Raw genomic sequence first — 19,562 nt, 5'->3', positions numbered from 1 at the left:
ATCATGAGCGAGATCAGTAACCGTCCTGCCCAGCGTGAGCGGCCGGTCTGGATGCAGGCCGCCATGCTGGTGGGAGCATTCACGGTGCTGCTGTGGGTCATCGAGTTCATCGATGTGGCCAGCGGATCGAGACTCGAACGCAACGGTATCGAGCCGCGCTCGGTCGAGGGGTTGTGGGGCATTCTGTTCGCGCCCGTGCTGCACGACGTCTGGCAGCATCTGATCGCCAACACCGTGCCCATCGTCGTACTCGGGTTTCTGGTGCTGCTGTCCGGACCGGCGCGTGGGCTGGCGGCCACCGGGGTCATCTGGGTGGTCGGTGGGTTCGGTACCTGGCTCACGGCCTCTTCGTACACCAATACGATCGGTGCCTCGATCCTGATTTTCGGCTTCATCGCCTACCTGCTCGTCCGCGGCTTCTTCACCCGCAGACTCGGCCAACTCGCGATCGGCGTCGTGGTGTTCGTCCTGTACGGCAGCGCCCTGTGGGGCATCCTTCCGAGCGAGCCGAACGTCTCGTGGCAGGGACATCTGTTCGGCGCGGTGGGCGGAGTGGTTGCCGCTCGACTGTTGTCCGCCGATGCGCGGGCCGAGCGGGCGCGGATGAAGTCGCTCGACCGGCCCACTCCGTAGGCGCTGGGTAACTACGGACACAGCTGTCGCCTACGGTGAATTTCGCCGACTCGCGCTGTGAATACTGCCCGAACGTTTCGAGCGATGCGCTCGGCGTGGCAGCATGGCTTTCATGCGAATTACCGTCCTGGGATGTTCGGGCAGTGTGTCCGGACCCGATTCGCCCGCGTCGGGCTACTTGCTGGAAGAAGAGGAGACCTCCCCGGTCGTCCTCGACTTCGGTCCCGGCATCCTCGGGGCATTGCAGCGCTACGCCGATCCGGGAGATGTGAGTGTTCTGCTCTCACATCTGCATGCCGATCACTGCCTCGACGTTCCGGGGCTGCTGGTGTGGCGGCGCTACCATCCCACTCCGCCGGAGGGACGAGCGATCGTCTACGGACCGAAGGACACGGCGTTCCGGCTCGGCGTCGCCTCGGCCGAGTGCGGTGGGCAGATCGACGACATGTCGGACACCATCGACCTGCGTCGCTGGGTGGACGGCCGCACCGTGGAGTTCGGAAAGTTGTCGATTCTGGCTCGGCAGGTGTTCCATCCGCCGGAGTCCTACGGCATGCGTGTCACCACCGCGCAAGGCCGCACGTTCGCGTACAGCGGAGACACGGGAATGTGCCAGGCGGTGCGAGAACTGGCGGACGGAGCCGACGTGTTCCTGTGCGAGGCGTCCTGGACCGACAGTCCCGAGCGGCCGGAGGGAGTGCACCTGTCCGGAACCGAGGCCGGCCGAATCGCGCGAGATGCAGGGGTGGGGGAGCTGCTGCTCACGCATATTCCGCCGTGGACCTCACGGGAGGATGTCATCGCCGAGGCGAAGGCAGAGTTCAGCGGACCGGTGCACGCGGTACTGCCAGGGGACGTCTTCACCGTCTGACGACGCGCTAGGCTTCGAGTCGTGTCCAGACGAGAAGACGGCAGGGCGGACGACGAGCTCCGCACCATCAAGATCACCCGCGGATTCACCAGCCACCCGGCAGGGTCGGTGCTGGTCGAGTTCGGCAACACCAGGGTGATGTGCACGGCCAGTGTCGAGGAGGGTGTGCCGCGCTGGCGAAAGGGATCCGGTCTCGGCTGGCTCACTGCCGAATACGCGATGCTCCCCGCTGCAACCCACACCCGTAACGGCCGCGAGTCCGTCAAGGGCAAGGTCGGCGGCCGCACCCAGGAAATCTCTCGATTGGTCGGACGCTCACTGCGAGCATGCATCGATCTCGCTGCGATCGGCGAGAACACCATCGCCCTCGACTGCGATGTACTCCAAGCCGACGGTGGTACCCGCACCGCGGCTGTGACCGGCGCGTTCGTCGCTCTCAACGACGCAGTCACCTATCTGCGCGCCGCGGGACGACTGGCCGATCCGCAGCCGATCTCGTGCATGATCGCCGCGGTCAGCGTCGGCGTCGTCGACGGCCGAGTGCGCCTCGATCTGCCCTACGAAGAAGATTCGCGCGCCGAGGTCGACATGAACGTCGTCGCCACCGACACCGGCACGCTGGTGGAAATCCAGGGAACCGGGGAGGGCGCGACGTTCCCGCGCACCACACTCGACAAGTTGCTCGACTCCGCGTTCGTCGGTATCGAGAAATTGTTCGAGGTGCAGAAGGAAGCCTTGGCGTTGCCGTATCCCGGCGAACTGCCCGAGCCTGCAGCCGCGGAATCGAAGAAGAAGTTCGGTGCCTGAGTCGAAGCTTCTGGTCGCGAGCCGGAACGCGAAGAAATTGCGCGAACTCCGGCGGGTGCTCGACGCCGCCGGAGTGGCCGGAATCGAACTGGTGGGCCTGGACGAGGTGCCGCCGTTCCCGGAGGCTCCCGAGACCGGAGCGACCTTCGAGGAGAATGCGCTCGCCAAGGCGCGTGACGGCGCGGCGGCCACCGGAATGCCTTGTGTGGCAGACGATTCCGGGATCGAGATCGATGCCCTGAACGCGATGCCCGGGGTGCTCTCGGCGCGCTGGTCCGGTACGCACGGGCAGGACGAGGCCAACACCGCACTGGTTCTGGCGCAGTTGAGTGACACCCCGGACGAGCGTCGCGGAGCCGCATTCGTCTCGGCGTGTGCCCTGGTGATTCCGGGCGGCACCGAGACGGTGGTCCGGGGCGAATGGCGCGGGGTAGTGGGCCGAGAGCCAATAGGGGAGAACGGCTTCGGCTACGACCCCATCTTCGTGCCCGAGGGCGACGGCCGCAGCGCCGCGCAGCTGAGCCCGGAGGAGAAGGACGCCGCCTCGCATCGTGGTCGCGCGCTTCGCATGCTCGTTCCGAGCCTCGGCGAGCTGGCGGGGCGGTAGCTCGTGGCGATGCGAACCGTTTCGATGCGGACGTCGGTTGTGTTCGCCGCCGCAGCCGCACTGTGCCTGGCGGGCACCCCGGCCGACGCGGCACCCGCGGCCGGCTCCTTCGCCGAGGCCCTCGCCTATTCGATCGCGCACCCTGGCGTGACGCCTCCGGGCGCGAACGATTTCTCGTGTGTTCCGAGCGCGCAACATCCCGAGCCGGTGGTGCTGGTGCACGGGTTCCTGGAGAATTCCTACGACAACTGGGCATCGCTGTCGCCGACGCTGGCCGAGGCCGGATACTGCGTGTTCGCCATCGACTACGGCAACACCGGGCCGGTTCGGGCGTTCGGTGCGCTCGAACCCATTCCGGAGAGTGCCGCGGAACTGTCGATGTTCGTCGATTCCGTACTGGAGTCGACGGGCGCGCAGAAGGTGTCGATCGTGGGGCACTCGAAGGGCGGCACCGTGCCGCGCTACTACGCCCGCTTCCTCGGCGGAGACCACACGGTGGCACGGATCGTGGCGTTGTCTCCACCGAACCACCCGACGGCGGGCCCGCCGACCCAGGACGACGTGCTCGAGCGTCTGAACGAGGGCAGCGACACCGTCTCGGGTATCGACTACACCACCATCGTCACCCGGTACGACCAGATCGTCGTTCCGTACACGGCGTCACTGCTCAGCGGCGCGGGCAACACGAACGTGGTGTTGCAGGACCTGTGCCCGGCCAACGTCGTCGAGCACACGGGAATCTCGTACGATCCGCTGGCTCAGCGGCTGGTGCAGAACGCATTGGATCCGGAGAACGCGCAGCCGGTCGACTGCTGACGTCAGACGCCGAAGTCGGCTTTGACCTGCTTGGTGCGCTTGTGCTCGACGTAGAAGGACAGGAACGGGATGGTCCCGGCGAGCAGTGTGCCGATCGTGCGGGCGGCGGGCCACCGCACCTTGATGGCGAGATCCACCGTGAGCACGAGGTACACGAGGTAGACCCAACCGTGCACGACGGCAATCCAATTGGGCACGTTCTCGACCTTGAAAACGTACTTGGCGACCATCTCGGTCACGAGAACGAGCAGCCAGATTCCCGTGGCGTAGGCCAGAACGCGATAGCGCAGCAACGCGGAAGCGATCTTCTGGGTCTTGTTCGCAGACGCCTGCGTCTTGTCCGGTGCCGAACTCACGTGGTGCTCCTGTCGGTCCCGCGGGATTCGTTCAGCTCCGCGAGGTAGCTGTTGTATTCGAGCAGTTGCCTGGCTTCGGGATCGTCGAGGTCCCTGGCGTCGGCCGCCGGGGCCTGCCGCTGGGGGAGCAGGTCGAGGGGCACCTCGGTGGGTCCGTCGGGCCGCACTGCCGCCGCCTCGTCGGAGTCCTCGTCCTCGAGGCGGACGAACTTGCGGTAGGCGTAGACCACGAACACTGCGAACAGGGGCCATTGGAACGCGTATCCGAGGTTCTGACCGTTGCCGCCTACTGCCTCGAAGCGTTCCCACTGCCACCAGCCGAGTCCCAGGCAAACCGCCGCGGACACGATGACCAGCGCAATCAATGCTGGCCGACGGTTCGGGCGGGAAGAAGTCACCCTTCGACGGTACCGGAGGTACTACTACTGGAGGTAGTCGCGTGCTGCGGCCCGGCGGTGATTCTCACCATGGACGGCTCGGGTGCGACTCATGCCCGACGACGGTTGGCCCGTGCCTGGGCGAGTTGCTCGGCCCCGGGCCCGGCCACGTCGGCGAGAGCGCTGCTCCGTCCGGTCAGAACAAGTGCCAGGGTGCCGGCCGTTCCTTCGATGACCGGGCCCTCGCCACGGCTCCAGTCGAGATCGGTCGCGCGCCATTGCAGCCGAAGTTCGGGGCCCTTGAACGGTGCCGCGCCGGTTGCGGGTACCAGGGAGTCGAGCATGGTGATCATGCGTTGCTCGGGGACGTGGTGTTCGATGCCCAGCGGCCTGCACACGTCGAGTCCGTGCACGATGACGTCGGACAAGGGGGCGAGCGGACCGTGGCCGGGCGGGGTGAATTTCTTGTCTGCGTGAGCGGTGAGCAAGGCGGGCAAGTCGTCCTCATGCTCGCGACGAACGCGCGTGGTCATCAGTTGATTGGCGCGGTCGAAGTTGCCGCGCGTACGCACCATGACCAGTCCGAACTGCCAGAGCGGGACGATCAGCGGCACCACCAGATGGGCGGCGACGTCGCGGACCGTCCAGGCCTCGCACAGCGAGGGTGTGTCCCATTGTTCGGGAGTGAGCGTCTCGAGAGTCGTTGCGAGAGAACGTCGTTCGTCGGAAATCTCGGCGAAGATCGCGTCGTCGTCGGGGTTGCTGGACATTCGAGCCGCCTTCACACGTCGGAACCTGCAGAAGTCTCGAGAAAATCCGGGTCGAACGACCGTCGTGCGCGAGGGGGGACTTGAACCCCCACGTCCGAAGACACTGGAACCTAAATCCAGCGCGTCTGCCAATTCCGCCACTCGCGCGTGCCGATGAAGTCTACAACCTGGGCGGTCACCGTCGCCGGTGCGGGCGAACGTTGCAGGTGTACACCGTACGGCGCCCGCTACACTCGGCGAGTGGCATCGAAAAAGGACGTCCCCTTCGACCCGGCCCGGACCCTCGGGCTGCTGTGGCGAGTCGACGCCAAGCCGAGTCGCACCGGACTGAGCGTGGATGCGATCGTCGACGCCGCCATCGAACTGGCCGATGCGAACGGCCTCGAGTCGGTATCGATGCGGAACGTGGCCGAGCATCTCGGGGTCGGCGCGATGTCGCTCTACACGCATGTGCCGGGTCGGGAGGACCTGGCCGACCTGATGATCGATCGAGCGCTTGCAGGTCTCTACTCTCGCGTCGACGAGCCGTCCTCCGTAGCTGGCGGATGGCGTCCCGCGATGCACTTCGTCGCCGAGCGCAATTGGACTCTGTACCAACGGCATTCGTGGCTCCTCGAAGCGGAGGGTGCACGCCCCGTGCTCGGTCCGCACACCAACGACAAATACGAGGCCGAGTTGCGTCCCCTGGTCGGCATCGGCCTGAGCGACGTCGAGATCGACTCCGTTCTCACGCTGGTACTCACTCACGTCTCCGGAACCGCGCGAGCCCTCGCCGGCGTGGCGCGTGTCAAGGAACAGTCGGGCATGTCCGACGCCCAGTGGTGGGCGGCTACCGCGCCGATCCTCGAACGGGTCATGGAGCGCGAACGATTTCCGGTGTCGTCTCGGGTCGGGACGGCCGCGGCGACGTCGTACGACGCCGCCAGCGACCCCGTGCACGCCTACCGGTTCGGGTTGGAGTGCATTCTCGACGGCGTGGAGGCACTGGTGTCTCGCGGTCAGGATGCCGATCGCAGTTCCGCTTCGGAGTGACGCTGCTTCGGCTTGCGTGATTTGTGCTGGTATCGCCACACGGCATGCTCGAGCGAGGCGAGATCGATGCCGAGTGCGTTCGCTGCCGCTGTGAGGATCACGGGGGAGCGGTCCTCGGCGATTCCGGCGGCGAGGTTCCGGTGGAGGGGTTCGAGAGCGTCGGCGACGAACGAGTTCGAATGGGCGGTCGCCTTGTCGGTACGCACGCCGAGATTGACGAGCATGCACTCCCAGGTGGTCTCGCCGAGACCGGGGATCGCGCGGAACGCCTCGAATTGTTCTTTCGTGTGCTGCTCGAAGTCGGTCGAACAGCTCAACCCCACCGAGATCATCGTCTGTGCCGCTACGGCTGCAGCAGCTGCCTTGGTTCGACTGTTTCCCGGAACCAGTTGACGGTTGGACAGAATCTCCACGGGTAGATCCGGAGTAGTGGTCAGTTCGGCGAGGGTTGTCAAGTCGTCGAGTCGGTTATCGCCGCGATGCGATCTCCATCGTTGGACCACCGCGCGGACCCCGCTGGTCGGGCTCCCGTACGGAGCCCGTGCGGAGAAGATCGCATCCAGCAACGCCGCCTCGCTCTCGCCGCGCCATCCCGGTGTCCAATGCGGCGAACGCGATTGCGGCACATGCGATTCGATGTGCAGAATCATCGCGTCGAGTTCGTCCACGGTGCAGATGTCCGTTACCGATGAATACATGAATTCCCCCCGGAGTTCGTCGACCGCTCTCGGCGATGAGCGGCTCGTTCGCACAAGGTAGAGGACCGCACCGACAAGGTCGCGTGGCGCTCGTCTGTGCTCGAGATCACATCACGAAAAGATAACGAAAAATGCGAGGCTTTCCTCATGTTCTGACGTCGCGCCCGATGCTCTCGCCAGCGTGGATGCGGGTTACCGATGGGTCGGGTAAACAAAAAGTAAAGCCGGTTCGAGCGACGTACTCGCTGGTAGCACTCGGACGTCCGAGCAAACCTGAGGATTTCCTCATGATTTTGTGTCAACCTTGAGCAGCGCGGAGAAGACCTGTCGACGAGGACCGGCTCACCGCTTCGACCCTGTTGCCCACGACGCGCCAGGGCAGTCATCACAGCGAACGCCCCGACCCCCGAGGCGTCCACGAGAGGAATCTTCAGCCTTGACGATCAACGAGAGCACACCATCACACGGACGAGGTTCGCGAAGCACCGGCAACGCAGACAAATCCCCTAGAAGCAATGGCGGCTCTCGGACTCTGGCAGATCGTTTCGCCGCGGGCGAGCCGTACGCACTGGCCTTCGGTGGCCAGGGTGCACCGTGGCTCAGCTCCCTCGAAGAACTGGCTCGCGACTCCGCGCTCGAACCCGAACTGACCGATCTCGTCAACGAGGCTGCAGTCACTCTCGCACCCGTTGCCGACGAGCTGCTGGTCGTACGCTCGGTCGGCTTCGACCCGATCGGCTGGATGCTCGAACAGGACCTCGCCGACGACGACACCGCCGGCTCGTACGGACCCTCCGAGGCTGCACTGACCTCCGCTGCCGTCTCGCTGCCCGGAGTGTTCCTCACTCAGGTCGCGGCACTGCGCGCACTGAAGTTGCAGGGACTCGATCCCGCCCAGAGCCCGCCGGTCAAGGTCGTCGGACACTCGCAGGGTCTCATCGCCGCCGAATCCGTCGCAGCGGACGGCGCGAAGGACGCGAGCTTCCTCGCGATCGCCCAGCTCGTGGGTGCCGCTGCAGGTCTCGTCGGCCGCCGCCGCGGCATCATCGGTGCCGGAGACCGCGCGCCGATGGTCTCGGTTGCCAACGTCGAACCCGCACGACTGCAGTCGATCATCGCCGAACTCGCGATCGCCGGAGCGCCGGAGCGATCCGCAGCCCTCGCCATCCGCAACGGCCGCCGTCGCGTCGTACTCTCGGGACCTCCCGCCCAGCTGGCCCGCGTGCAGGAGAAGTGCGAGCAGATCGCTGCCGAGGAAGAGCGCGACCGCGACGCCAAGAAGCGTGGCGGTGCCGTGTTCGCCCCGGTCTTCGAGCAGCTTCCCGTCGAGATCGGCTTCCATCATCCCGCCCTGGCAGACGCTGTCGAACTCGTCAGCGCCTGGGCACAGCGTTGTGGACTCGATGTCGAGCTCGCACGCGACCTTGCGCAGAAGATCCTCGTGGACTCCGTCGATTGGGTCGACGCCATCGACGGTGTCGTCGACGCCGGTGCCGACTGGATTCTCGATCTCGGTCCGGGCGACCTGCTCACCCGCATGACCACTCCGGCGCTGCGCGGACAGGGCGTCGGCATCATCGCCGCGTCCTCACGCGGAGGCCACCGCAACCTGCTCACCCCGGGAGCTGCTCCCGAGGTCCAGCCCGCATGGTCTGCCTACGCCCCCACGCCGGTCACGCTGCCCGACGGCCGAGTCGTGGTCGAGACCTCGTTCACCAAGATGACCGGACGTTCGCCGATCCTGCTCGCAGGCATGACGCCGACGACGGTCGACGCGAAGATCGTTGCCGCAGCTGCCAATGCAGGCCACTGGGCCGAGCTGGCCGGTGGCGGCCAGGTCACCGAGGACATCTTCACCGATCGTGTCGCCGAGCTCTCCACCCTCCTCGAGCCCGGCCGCGCCATCCAGTTCAACTCTCTCTTCCTCGACCCGTACTTGTGGAAGCTGCAGCTCGGCGGACGCCGCATCGTGCAGCGCGCTCGCGCAGCGGGTGCGGCCATCGACGGCGTCGTCGTCACCGCAGGCATCCCTGAGCTCGACGAGGCCGTGGCTCTCATCGAAGAGCTGTCCGAGGCCGGAATCAGCTATGTCTCGTTCAAGCCCGGCACCGTCGCGCAGATTCGCGCCGTCATCCGTATCGCCAACGAGGTTCCGTCCTACCAGGTCAACGTTCACATCGAGGGCGGCCGCGCAGGCGGACACCACTCGTGGGAGGACCTCGACGACCTGCTGCTGACCACCTACGCCGAGCTGCGCTCACGGCCCAACCTCGTCGTCTGCGTCGGCGGCGGCATCGGCACCCCCGAGCGGGCAGCGGAATACCTCACCGGTACCTGGTCGGCCGTGCACGGCTACCCGAAGATGCCGCTCGACGGAATCCTCGTCGGCACCGCAGCGATGGCGACCCTGGAGGCCACGACGGCTCCCGAGGTCAAGCAGCTTCTGGTCGACACCCCCGGAACCCCCGACTGGGTCGGTGCCGGTACCGCCACCGGCGGAATGGCCTCGGGCCGAAGCCAGCTCGGTGCCGACATCCACGAGATCGACAATGCGGCATCTCGGTGCGGCCGACTGCTCGACGAGGTCGCCGGCAACACCGACGCCGTGGCCGAGCGTCGTGACGAGATCATCGCCGCACTCGACGGCACCGCAAAGCCCTTCTTCGGTGACGTCGCCGACATGACGTACCAGCAGTGGCTCGTTCGCTACCTCGACCTGGCTGTCGGAACCGACTCGCGCAGCGAATTCGACTGCGGCGGCGAGTTCACCGATGCCGTGACCGAGGCACGCGAATCCGTGTGGCTCGACATCACCTGGCGGACACGCTTCCTGGAGATGCTGAAGCGTGCCGAGGCTCGCCTGCATCCGGTCGATCGCGGACCCATCCCCACCCTGTTCGCCGACGCCGAGGTTCTCGAACGCCCACGCGCCGCACTGAAGTCACTGCTCGCGCAGTTCCCCGACGCCGCCGACGTGGTTCTGCACCCGGCCGACATCACCTTCTTCACCTCGCTGTGCCGCATGCCCGGCAAGCCGGTCAACTTCGTCCCCGTCGTCGACGGCGATGTGCGTCGTTGGTGGCGCAGTGACTCGCTGTGGCAGGCACACGACGCCCGCTACTCGGCCGATCAGGTCTGCGTCATCCCCGGTACCGTCGCCGTCGCGGGCATCACTCGCGTCGACGAGCCCGTGGGCGAGCTGCTCGATCGCTTCGAGAAGGCCACCGCAGATCAGCTGCTCGCCGAGGGCATCGAGCCCACGGCCGTCGCCAGCCGTCGCCACGCCGAGATCGCACCCGGACTGCTGGGTATCGTGCTGGCTGCTCCCGACGTCACCTGGGCCTCTCGCATGACGCAGAACCCCGTTGCACGCCTGGGTGATCCGGCCGACTGGACCGTGGAATCCGAGACCGTCGCGGCGCACCCGCAGACCGGCTCGTCGCTCACCGTGCTCGATTCCGAGCACGTGGAGCTGCTGGTTCCGCTCGCTCCGGGCAAGGAAGTTCGCATCCGCCTGACGGTTCCGGCCTCGACGATCGACGGCGGCGCGCCCGTCGTCACCGCACAGGACGCCCAGCAGGCCATGTCGGCTCTGCTCGGAGTTGCTGCAGGCCAGGAACTTCCGGCTGTCAAGAGCGGCGTTGCCCGGCTGAACATCGCGTGGATCCCCGATCTGATCGCCGACCACGCAGGCGTCACCGGATCCGGACTGCCGGACTCGCTGACCGTCAGCGGCAAGGCCGTTCCCGACGTCCTCGTCGGTGCCTGCTGGCCCGCCGTCTTCGCCGTCCTGGGTGCCACTCGCAACGCCGAAGGCATCGACGTCATCGAAGGCATGCTCGACCTGGTGCACCTCGATCACAGCGTCGCCCTGGTCGGCGAATTGCCCACCGACGCCTCCATTCTCGTGGTCAAGGCCGCGGCCGGAGAGGTGCTCGACACCGATCTCGGCCGCGTCGTCGAGGTCACCGTCGAGATCGGTGCCATGCTCGGTGAGGGGCTCGACGCTCCCGCCGTCGCAACTCTGGTGGAGCGCTTCGCCATTCGCGGACGCACCGGCAAGGGCGAGCTCGTCGACCCGGCTCGCGCCGGCGGCTCGGTGAGCGCCGACGCACAGGACACCCCGCGTCGTCGCCGTCGTCAGGCCACCATCGTCGCCCCTCGCAACATGGCCGCGTTCGCTCAGGTCTCGGGCGACCACAACCCGATTCACACCTCCGACGCCGCGGCTCTGCTCGCCGGTCTCGGCAGCCCGATCGTGCACGGCATGTGGCTCTCGGCCGCTGCCCAGCAGACGGTCACCGCAGTCGACTACGCGGACACCAAGACTCCGCCGCGTCGCCTCACCGCATGGACCGCACGCTTCCTCGGCATGGTTCGACCCGGAGCCGAGATCGACGTTCGCGTCGACCGCACCGGATTCGACCAGGGTGCCGAACTGATCGAGGTCTCCTGCCGTGTCGCAGGAGAACTGGTCATGGTCGCCACCGCTCGCACCGCGCCGCCGAAGACCGTCTACGCCTTCCCGGGCCAGGGCATCCAGCGTGCGGGCATGGGCCTGGACGCACGGTCCCGCTCGAAGGCCGCACGTGAGGTGTGGGAGCGTGCCGACAAGCACACCCGCAGCGCGCTCGGCTTCTCCATTCTCGCTGTGGTGCGCGACAACCCGACGTCGCTCAAGGCGCGGGGCGTCACGCACAAGCATCCTGACGGTGTGCTGCACCTGACCCAGTTCACCCAGGTCGCGATGGCCGTTCTCGGCGTCGCACAGGTGGCCGAACTGCGTGAATCCGGTGCGTTCGTGGAGAACTCGATCCTCGCCGGCCACTCCGTCGGTGAGTACAACGCCCTCGCAGCCGTCGCCGGTGTGCTCCCGCTCGAAGCCGTCCTCGAGGTCGTCTTCCAGCGTGGATCGGCCATGCACGCGCTCGTTCCGCGTGATGCGAGCGGCCGCAGTGACTACCGCATGGCAGCGATCCGCCCGTCGCAGATCGGCCTGGCCGACGAGGACGTACAGGGCTTCGTCGCCGGTGTCGCAGCAGAATCCGGTGAATTCCTCGAGATCGTCAACCTCAACCTGCGCGGCTCGCAGTACGCCATCGCAGGCACGGTTGCCGGCCTCGGCGAGCTGGAGAAGAAGATCGCGATCCGCCGTGCCGAGTTCGGTGGCAAGGCCGCCTACATCATGGTTCCCGGCATCGACGTGCCGTTCCACTCCACGGTGCTGCGTGGCGGAGTCGACGACTTCCGCAATCGCCTCCAGACTCTGCTCCCCGAGCAGATCGATCCGGCGATCCTGGTGGGTCGCTACATCCCGAACCTGGTGCCCAAGCCGTTCTCGCTCGAGCGCGAGTTCGTTCAGGAGATTGCCGATCTGGTTCCGTCCGAGCCGCTGAACGCCGTTCTCGCGGAGTTCGATTCGTGGGCTGCTCGGCCGAGCGACCTGTGCCGCGTGATTCTGACCGAGCTGCTTGCTTGGCAGTTCGCCAGCCCGGTGCGCTGGATCGAGACCCAGGACCTGCTGTTCGCAGACGAGTCCGACGGTGGCATGGGCGTCGAGCGCTTCGTCGAGATCGGCCTCGGTGCAACTCCGACCGTGGCGAACCTCGCGTCGCAGACCCTCAAGCTGCCGGGCCGCTTCGGCCACCCGGTCGAGGTACTGAACCTCGAGCGCGAGGCTGCGATCATCTACGGCACCGACACCGACCCGGCTCCGGCCGACGAGGAAGAGTCGGCACCGGTGGAGGCCGCTGCTCCGGCAGCAGCTTCGGCCCCTGCCGCGGCACCCGCGCCCGCTCCGGCCGCAGCACCGTCCGGCGGACCTCGTCCGGACGACATCGCGTTCGTCGCGGCCGATGCGACCAAGATCCTCATCGGTCTGTGGACCAAGCTGCAGCTCGATCAAATCGGGCCCGCCGACACCATCGAGGCACTGTGCGACGGCGTGTCCTCGCGTCGTAACCAGCTGCTCGTCGACCTCGGTTCCGAGCTCTCGCTCGGTGCCATCGACGGCGCAGCCGATGCCGACATGGGTGCGCTCTCGGGCACGGTGAACAAGCTGGCTCGTACCTACAAGCCGTTCGGTCCGGTGCTCAGCGACTCCATCAACGACCACCTCCGCAAGGTCTTCGGCCCCTCGGGTCGACGCCCGGCCTCGATCGCCGATCGCGTCAAGAAGACCTGGGAACTGGGCGACGGCTGGGCGCACCACGTCACCGCCGAGGTCGCTCTCGGTACCCGTGACGGTGCCTCGGTTCGTGGTGGCGCACTCGGCGGCCTGGCCGACGGCGCTCTCGCCGACGGCAACGCAGTCGACAACGTCATCGACGCGGCCGTGGCCGCGGTGGCCGCACGCCGCGGCGTCGCAGTCTCGATGCCGCAGGCAGGCGGCGGGGCCGGCGGAACCGTCGACGCTGCTGCTCTCGGTGAGTTCACCGAGCACATCACCGGCCGCGACGGCGTCCTCGCCTCCGCAGCCCGGCTGGTACTCGAGCAGCTCGGACTCGCCGATGCTCCCAACGCAGTGCTGGCCGAGGATCCCGATGCCGCTCTGGTCGAGCTGGTTTCGGCCGAGCTGGGATCCGACTGGCCTCGCCTCGTCGCCCCGGCGTTCGACGCCAAGCGCGCCGTCCTGATCGACGACCGATGGGCAACCGCGCGTGAGGATCTGGCCCGGTTGTGGCTCGGTACCGCAGGCGACATCTCGGTCGAGTCCTTCGCCGGCGCAGGCAATGCCGTTGCGTCGCAGGCACAGTGGTGGAAGGCCAAGGCCGACCACGAGAACAAGACGGTGCTCGCCGAGACCTTCGGACGCATCGCGGATATTGCGGTCGCATCCGAGGACAAGGGTCAGTGGTCCGACGAGGTCGCAGTGGTCACCGGCGGCAGCAAGGGGTCCATCGCAGCTGCGGTGACAGCCAAGCTGCTGGCCGGGGGAGCGACGGTCTTCGTCACCACCTCCAGGCTCGACGACGAGCGACTCGGCTTCTACCGCAGCCTCTACCGCGACAACGCACGCAGCGGAGCATCGCTGTGGGTGGTTCCGGCCAACATCGCGTCGTACACCGACGTCGATGCGCTCATCGAGTGGATCGGCAGCGACTTCGTCGACACTGCTGGTGGCGCGAAGACCTTGGTCAAGGCCGCAGCGACGCCGACGATGCTGTTCCCGTTCGCCGCACCGCGGGTCATGGGCGAGATGTCCGACGCCGGAGCTCGCGCCGAGATGGAAATGCGCGTGCTGCTCTGGTCGGTCGAACGGTTGATCGGCGGACTGTCCAAGGTCGGTCACGACACCGACATCGACACCCACCTGCACGTGGTGCTGCCGGGATCGCCGAACCGCGGAATGTTCGGTGGCGACGGTGCCTACGGTGAGTCGAAGGCGGCACTCGATGCAGTTGTCGCCAAGTGGGGCTCGGAGAAGAACTGGGCCGAGCGGGTGTCCATCGCCCACGCACACATCGGGTGGGTGCGCGGCACCGGCCTGATGGGTGGCAACGATCCCATCGTCGAGGCCGTCGAGGCCGAGGGTGTGCGCACCTGGTCGACCGACGAGATGGCGACCGAGCTGCTCGAACTGTGCACGCCTGCCGCTCGCCGACAGGCTGCGCAGGAGCCGATCGTCGCCGATCTCACGGGCGGGCTGGCCAGCACCAAGCTCAACCTCGTCGAACTCGCTCGAGACGCAGCTGCGGCCGTGGCCGAGAAGACCGAAGAGGTCGTGGACAGTTCGGTTATCGCGGCACTGCCCGCACCGCCGCGGCTGTCGACGACGACCACCGCTCCGGCGTGGCCGACACTCGATGTCGACCCGAAAGACCTCGTCGTCATCGTCGGTGCGGGCGAGCTCGGACCGTACGGTTCGGCACGTACCCGCTTCGAGATGGAGGTCGACGAGCAGCTCTCTGCCGCAGGCGTTCTCGAACTAGCGTGGAACACCGGCCTGATCGCCTGGGAGAACGATCCAAAGCCGGGTTGGTATGACATCGAGTCCGGTGACCTGGTGCCCGAGGAGGACATCGCCGACAAGTACCACGACATCGTGGTCGAGAAGTGCGGCATCCGCACCTACGGCGACGACGGCGCGATGGTCGGCAACACCGCTCCGCTGATGACCTCGGTCTTCCTCGACAACGACCTGACGTTCGTGGTCGGAACCGAGATCGACGCCCGGTCGTTCGCAGCAGCGGATCCCGAGCACACGCTGATCACGCCGGTCCCGGATTCGAGCGACTGGCAGGTCACCCGCAAGGCGGGCACCGAGATTCGCGTCCCGCGCAAGATGAAGCTCACTCGCACCGTCGGTGGGCAGATTCCGACCGGATTCGACCCGACCAAGTGGGGCATCTCGCCCGACATGGCCAGCTCGGTCGACCGTGTCGCACTGTGGAACATCGTCACCACGGTCGACGCGTTCATCTCCTCGGGCTTCAACCCGTCGGAACTCATGCGCTGGGTGCACCCCACGCTGGTGGCCAACACACAGGGCACCGGCATGGGCGGCATGGAGTCCATGCGCTCGCTGTACATCGACACCCTGCTCGGTGATGCTCGTGCGAACGACATCCTGCAGGAGGCTCTGCCGAATGTCGTTGCTGCGCACGTGGTCCAGTCGTACATCGGTAGCTACGGCGCGATGGTTCACCCCGTCGCCGCCTGCGCCACCGCGGCCGTCTCCGTCGAAGAAGGCGTCGACAAGATCAAGCTGGGCAAGGCGCAGCTCGTGGTCGCCGGCGGCTTCGACGACCTGAGCAACGAAGGCATCATCGGCTTCGGTGACATGTCGGCCACGGCGGACTCGGCAGCGATGACCGCCAAGGGCATCAGCGATCGGCGGTTCTCGCGGGCGAACGACCGCAGGCGCGGTGGTTTCGTCGAATCCCACGGCGGCGGAACGATTCTGCTCGCTCGCGGCGACCTGGCACTCGAGATGGGCCTGCCGGTCCTCGGAGTGGTGGCCTACGCACAGTCGTACGGCGACGGAGTGCACACCTCCATCCCGGCTCCGGGACTCGGTGCGCTCAGTGCCGGTCGCGGCGGGAAGGATTCGGCGCTCGCACTCTCGCTCAACGCACTCGGCGTCAGCGCAGACGACGTGGCCGTGATCTCCAAGCACGACACCTCCACCGCAGCCAACGACCCCAACGAGGCGGAACTGCACACCCGCCTCGCCAAGGCCATCGGCCGTTCGGACGGCGCTCCGCTGTTCGTCGTCTCGCAGAAGAGCCTTACCGGACACTCGAAGGGTGGAGCGGCTGCCTGGCAGCTGATCGGCCTGTGCCAGGTGCTGGCGAACGGTGTCATCCCGCCGAACCGCAGCCTCGACTGCGTCGACGACAAGATGACCGCGTTCGAGCATCTGGTGTGGGCACGGGAGCCGCTGCGCTTCGGTGACTCGGTGCCGCTCAAGGCAGGTCTGCTCACCTCGCTCGGATTCGGCCACGTGTCCGGACTCATCGCCCTGGTGCACCCGCAGGCATTCGTCGAGGCCGTTCCGGCGGACCGGCGTGCGGAGTACATCGCGAAGGCGAACGAGCGCCGGATCGCCGGTCAGCGCAGGCTGATCTCCGCGATGGTGGGGGGAGACTCCCTCTACGAGCGGCCCGACGATCGACGGCTCGGACATGACGGGACGCCGGCCAAGACGTCACGTGAACTGGAGGCGAACGTGTTGCTCAACGAGTCCGCTCGCCTCGGCGAGGACGACGTCTACTCCTCCGGTCTGCCGGGTGCCATCTGATGGCGATCCTGGGAGTGGGTTTCGACCTGGTGACGGTGTCCGACTTCGCCGAGCAGATGGAGAAGGTCGGCACGACGATGATCCGCGACAGCTTCACCGCGGGCGAGCGCCGTCATGCCGCGACGAAGAGTTCCGATCCGACCCGCCACTACGCAGCACGGTGGGCGGCCAAGGAAGCAGTGCTGAAGGCATGGGCGACATCGCGATTCGCTCGGCCGCCGCAGATCGGTGACAACCCGTATCCGCTGATCGAGGTCGTCAACGATGCGTGGGGCCGGCCGTCCATCAAGTTGCACGGGATGGCGCAGGAGTTCCTGCCGACGGTGAAGATTCATCTGTCGCTGACGCACGACGGTGACATCGCCGCTGCCGTGGCCATTCTGGAGGAGTGAGTTCGCTCCGACAACGAGTCAGGCCCGTCCGATCCAGGTGATCGGGCGGGCCTTTCGTCTGTGCGGGCTCGGGTTGCTCAGGCTTGCTCGGTGTCGCTCGCCGAGCCGCCGGAGCGCCTGCTCTCCTTCTCGGCGACGAGCAGGTACGCCATCATGATGCGTTTGAGCTCGGCGACGGCGTCCTCGTGGCTCTGGCCGTCCTGCACGGAGAAGTTGAGCATCGAGTAGACGATGTGCACCAGCACCTGAGCCATGAGGTTGCGGCGATGCCGAGGCGTGCGCGGAGTGAGCGGTCCGAGCATGCGCGAGACCTGCTCGGCGAACTCCCGCTCGTGGATCACCCCGGTTGCGCGGGTCGACGGTGTCGACTGCATCGCGAGCCACACTTCGCGGCGCGACGGATCGGTCATCCACATGCCGGCCATGTGGTCGACGAAGTTGTTGAGGAAGCGCACCCAGTCCAGGGACGGCACCTCGCCGTCGAACTCGGCCAGCTCCTGTTGCACCCCGACGAGGTCCTGGCGGTTGAGCTCGCAGACGATGACGTACTTGTTGGCGAAGAACTGGTACAGCGTGCCGATCGGGAGTTCGGCGCGCGACGCGACTTCCTCGCAGGTGAACGACTCGAAACCGACGTCACTGAGCAACTCGCGTGAGGCTTGCAGTAGCGCGTCGAACTTGCGCTGGCTGCGTTCCTGGGTAGGACGCCGTCGCGGCATGAGCTCCTGAGTCTGTGCCGTCGACTCGAGCGCGGCGTCGAGACGGCGCGAGGACTGGGCACGAGCAGAGGATTCCACCCGGTCAGGCTATCCGGCGCGGGTGCTCGATATCCACAATGGTCCGCGAGGTCACGCCCGCAGGCTGCGCATCTGGCTCGAACAGGCGGGTTCCAGCCTAGGGTTTCGAAGAATCCTGGGGTCGATTACAAACGCCGGATCCTCATACTGTGACAAACTCCAAGACCGATCTGGGCCAATGTAACCGTCAGCAGGTATGGTTTAGGTAACAGAATCAAATTCCGTGCAGGGTGATCGTCGTTCGGAACCGCTGAACGACGTTCATGGTCGGGTGCCTCCACCCTGAGCACAGGGAGACTGCCATGGCAATTATTGGTATAGCGATCGAATCTGGCTCGATGCAGACAGTGCTGTTGGAGCCGACCTCGGGCGAGGTTCTCGCCGACCGGACGACCCCGCTCGATCCCGACGCCGCCTCGGTTCTCACCGCCGCGATCGAGACGATGCGCAGCGAGGCGGCGACGCTCGACGAAGACGTGGACGCAGTGGGAGTGGTGTATCGAACCGAGGAGGAGCGCGCGGAGTTCGCGGATGCCCTCGGCGACGAACCCGCAGTGCTGTCGTCGGTGACCGAGTCGTTCCTCGGCTGGCTGGCAACCTCGAATGAATTCGCCGACGCGAAGACCGTCCTTCTGTACTACATGGGCGACACGGGCGTCTCCATTTCTCTCGCCGACGCAGCCGACGCCTCGATCACGCCGGCGAAGACTGCTGCGCTGGACTCGATGTCGCCCGAGCGCATCGGCAGCACCATCCCCCTGGCGTGGGAAGTGGTCGATCAATCCGGCAAGAAGCCCGAGTTCGTTGCGTTGTTCGGCGACCGGTCCAGTAGTCGAGACCTGGTCGACATCCTGTCCCTCGGACTCGGCGTTCCCGTGGTGCGCGTGGGTGATGCGGACCAGGTCGCAGCGCGGGGAGCTGCGCTGCTGGCACATCAGGAGGAGCCGACAGCAGTGGCCGCACCGCCGGTGGCGACCGAGGAGTCGGAGCAGGTCGAGGCCGTCGAGACCGAGGTCGTGGAAGCGGACGAGATCGACGCCCGGATCGCCGTCGTCGAGGCCGCGGAGTCCGATCCAGAGGTAGCGGCGGACGCGGATGTCGACAGGGTGGTAGCGCCGCTTCCGGTGCCTGCCGTGCGGTCGGTCGTCGGGGCCGAGCCGGTCCGGTCGGCAGGCTCCGGGCGCAAGCTCGTGTTCGCCGCAGTGCTGCTGGCCGGGGTGCTCTCCGCAGGTGTCGCGGTCGCTGCGACGTTGCCGGATGAATCCGAGACGACTGCCGAACAGAGCGTCGATCGACGCGACGCCGGTACGGATCTGGTGGGGGCGACTCGGCAGGCGGGCCCCACCACGTCCGACCCGGTTGCGGCCGTCGTTCCACCGGCACCGGATATTGCTCCCCCGACCGAGGCGATTCCCCCGACAGTGGACCCGTGGGCGGTTGTCGAGCCCGCACCGACCACTGAGCCTTGGGTGCCACAGGATCCGCCACGTCAGGCCGTGGCGGCTCCGCAGCCGGCAACGACCACGGTGGCCCCTCCGCAATTCACCGTTCCCGTTCCCATTCCGGAGCCGGGTAAGTCGCCCGAACAGCTCGAACAGGAAGCGTGGGATCGGCACTGGCAGCAAACCGGTGAGTGGATTCATCAGGAGCTCTCCGGCGGCTGA

The 19,562-nt window shown here is 66.7% G+C and carries 14 protein-coding genes and 1 tRNA gene; 9 read left to right on the top strand and 6 right to left on the bottom strand.

Features of this window, described 5'->3' with window-relative positions; translation table 11 throughout:
* The first annotated feature begins 3 nt into the window (after positions 1 to 3).
* From CH249_RS02110 to CH249_RS02090, 5 genes are all read left to right on the top strand, one after another.
* Entirely contained in the window at positions 4 to 633 is a 630-nt protein-coding gene (locus CH249_RS02110; RefSeq protein ID WP_094682721.1) for a rhomboid family intramembrane serine protease, read from the top strand.
* Positions 634 to 745: 112 nt separating this feature from the next.
* Complete coding sequence (locus CH249_RS02105; RefSeq protein WP_176459274.1) at positions 746 to 1,504, top strand: cyclic nucleotide-degrading phosphodiesterase; 759 nt, start codon at positions 746 to 748, stop codon at positions 1,502 to 1,504.
* A gap of 21 nt (positions 1,505 to 1,525) precedes the next feature.
* A complete protein-coding gene (gene rph / locus CH249_RS02100) occupies positions 1,526 to 2,311 on the top strand; it encodes a ribonuclease PH (RefSeq protein ID WP_045194515.1) in 786 nt (261 codons plus the stop codon).
* Positions 2,304 to 2,918 (top strand): RdgB/HAM1 family non-canonical purine NTP pyrophosphatase, encoded by a 615-nt coding sequence (gene rdgB / locus CH249_RS02095; RefSeq protein ID WP_094682698.1) that lies wholly within the window; start codon positions 2,304 to 2,306, stop codon positions 2,916 to 2,918. Before rph ends, rdgB begins: the two co-directional genes overlap by 8 nt.
* Positions 2,919 to 2,927: 9 nt before the next feature.
* The gene (locus tag CH249_RS02090) at positions 2,928 to 3,734 is read left to right on the top strand and encodes a triacylglycerol lipase (protein ID WP_045199507.1); all 807 of its coding nucleotides are present in this window, start codon (positions 2,928 to 2,930) and stop codon (positions 3,732 to 3,734) included.
* A 2-nt stretch (positions 3,735 to 3,736) separates the two neighbouring features.
* Here the strand turns inward: CH249_RS02090 and CH249_RS02085 are convergent, their stop codons facing one another.
* From CH249_RS02085 to CH249_RS02070, 4 genes are all read right to left on the bottom strand, one after another.
* Positions 3,737 to 4,090 (bottom strand): DUF3817 domain-containing protein, encoded by a 354-nt coding sequence (locus CH249_RS02085; protein WP_032394657.1) that lies wholly within the window; start codon positions 4,088 to 4,090, stop codon positions 3,737 to 3,739.
* Entirely contained in the window at positions 4,087 to 4,488 is a 402-nt protein-coding gene (locus CH249_RS02080) for a glucitol operon activator (RefSeq protein ID WP_032394656.1), read from the bottom strand. The genes CH249_RS02085 and CH249_RS02080 overlap by 4 nt, the downstream gene beginning before the upstream one ends.
* Before the next feature lie 89 nt (positions 4,489 to 4,577).
* A complete protein-coding gene (locus tag CH249_RS02075) occupies positions 4,578 to 5,237 on the bottom strand; it encodes a maleylpyruvate isomerase family mycothiol-dependent enzyme (RefSeq protein WP_094631393.1) in 660 nt (219 codons plus the stop codon).
* A 65-nt stretch (positions 5,238 to 5,302) separates the two neighbouring features.
* Positions 5,303 to 5,384, bottom strand: a tRNA-Leu gene (locus CH249_RS02070).
* 93 nt (positions 5,385 to 5,477) lie between these two features.
* On the opposite strand from CH249_RS02070, the gene CH249_RS02065 reads away from it, so the two are divergent.
* Entirely contained in the window at positions 5,478 to 6,269 is a 792-nt protein-coding gene (locus CH249_RS02065; RefSeq protein WP_094647406.1) for a TetR/AcrR family transcriptional regulator, read from the top strand.
* Here CH249_RS02065 and CH249_RS02060 read toward each other — a convergent pair.
* Positions 6,236 to 6,967 carry a hypothetical protein gene (locus CH249_RS02060; RefSeq protein ID WP_094682697.1) on the bottom strand — a complete coding sequence of 244 codons (732 nt, stop codon included), beginning with the start codon at positions 6,965 to 6,967 and terminating at the stop codon, positions 6,236 to 6,238. The two genes, CH249_RS02065 and CH249_RS02060, sit on opposite strands and share 34 nt — an antisense overlap.
* Before the next feature lie 436 nt (positions 6,968 to 7,403).
* On the opposite strand from CH249_RS02060, the gene CH249_RS02055 reads away from it, so the two are divergent.
* Positions 7,404 to 16,709 (top strand): type I polyketide synthase, encoded by a 9,306-nt coding sequence (locus tag CH249_RS02055; RefSeq protein WP_094682696.1) that lies wholly within the window; start codon positions 7,404 to 7,406, stop codon positions 16,707 to 16,709.
* Positions 16,709 to 17,101 (top strand): holo-ACP synthase, encoded by a 393-nt coding sequence (locus CH249_RS02050; RefSeq protein ID WP_008715184.1) that lies wholly within the window; start codon positions 16,709 to 16,711, stop codon positions 17,099 to 17,101. Before CH249_RS02055 ends, CH249_RS02050 begins: the two co-directional genes overlap by 1 nt.
* Positions 17,102 to 17,178: 77 nt before the next feature.
* Here CH249_RS02050 and CH249_RS02045 read toward each other — a convergent pair whose 3' ends face one another.
* Positions 17,179 to 17,820: a TetR/AcrR family transcriptional regulator gene (locus CH249_RS02045; protein ID WP_371828362.1), complete on the bottom strand. Its 642-nt coding sequence runs from the start codon at positions 17,818 to 17,820 to the stop codon at positions 17,179 to 17,181.
* Between the two features lie 416 nt (positions 17,821 to 18,236).
* Here CH249_RS02045 and CH249_RS02040 point away from each other — a divergent pair, with 416 nt between their 5' ends.
* Positions 18,237 to 19,562 (top strand): hypothetical protein, encoded by a 1,326-nt coding sequence (locus CH249_RS02040; protein WP_094682695.1) that lies wholly within the window; start codon positions 18,237 to 18,239, stop codon positions 19,560 to 19,562.

The organism is Rhodococcus sp. 05-2255-3B1 (assembly GCF_002258545.1).
GTDB lineage: Bacteria > Actinomycetota > Actinomycetes > Mycobacteriales > Mycobacteriaceae > Rhodococcoides.
This window is presented reverse-complemented; position numbering and strand designations above follow the sequence as displayed.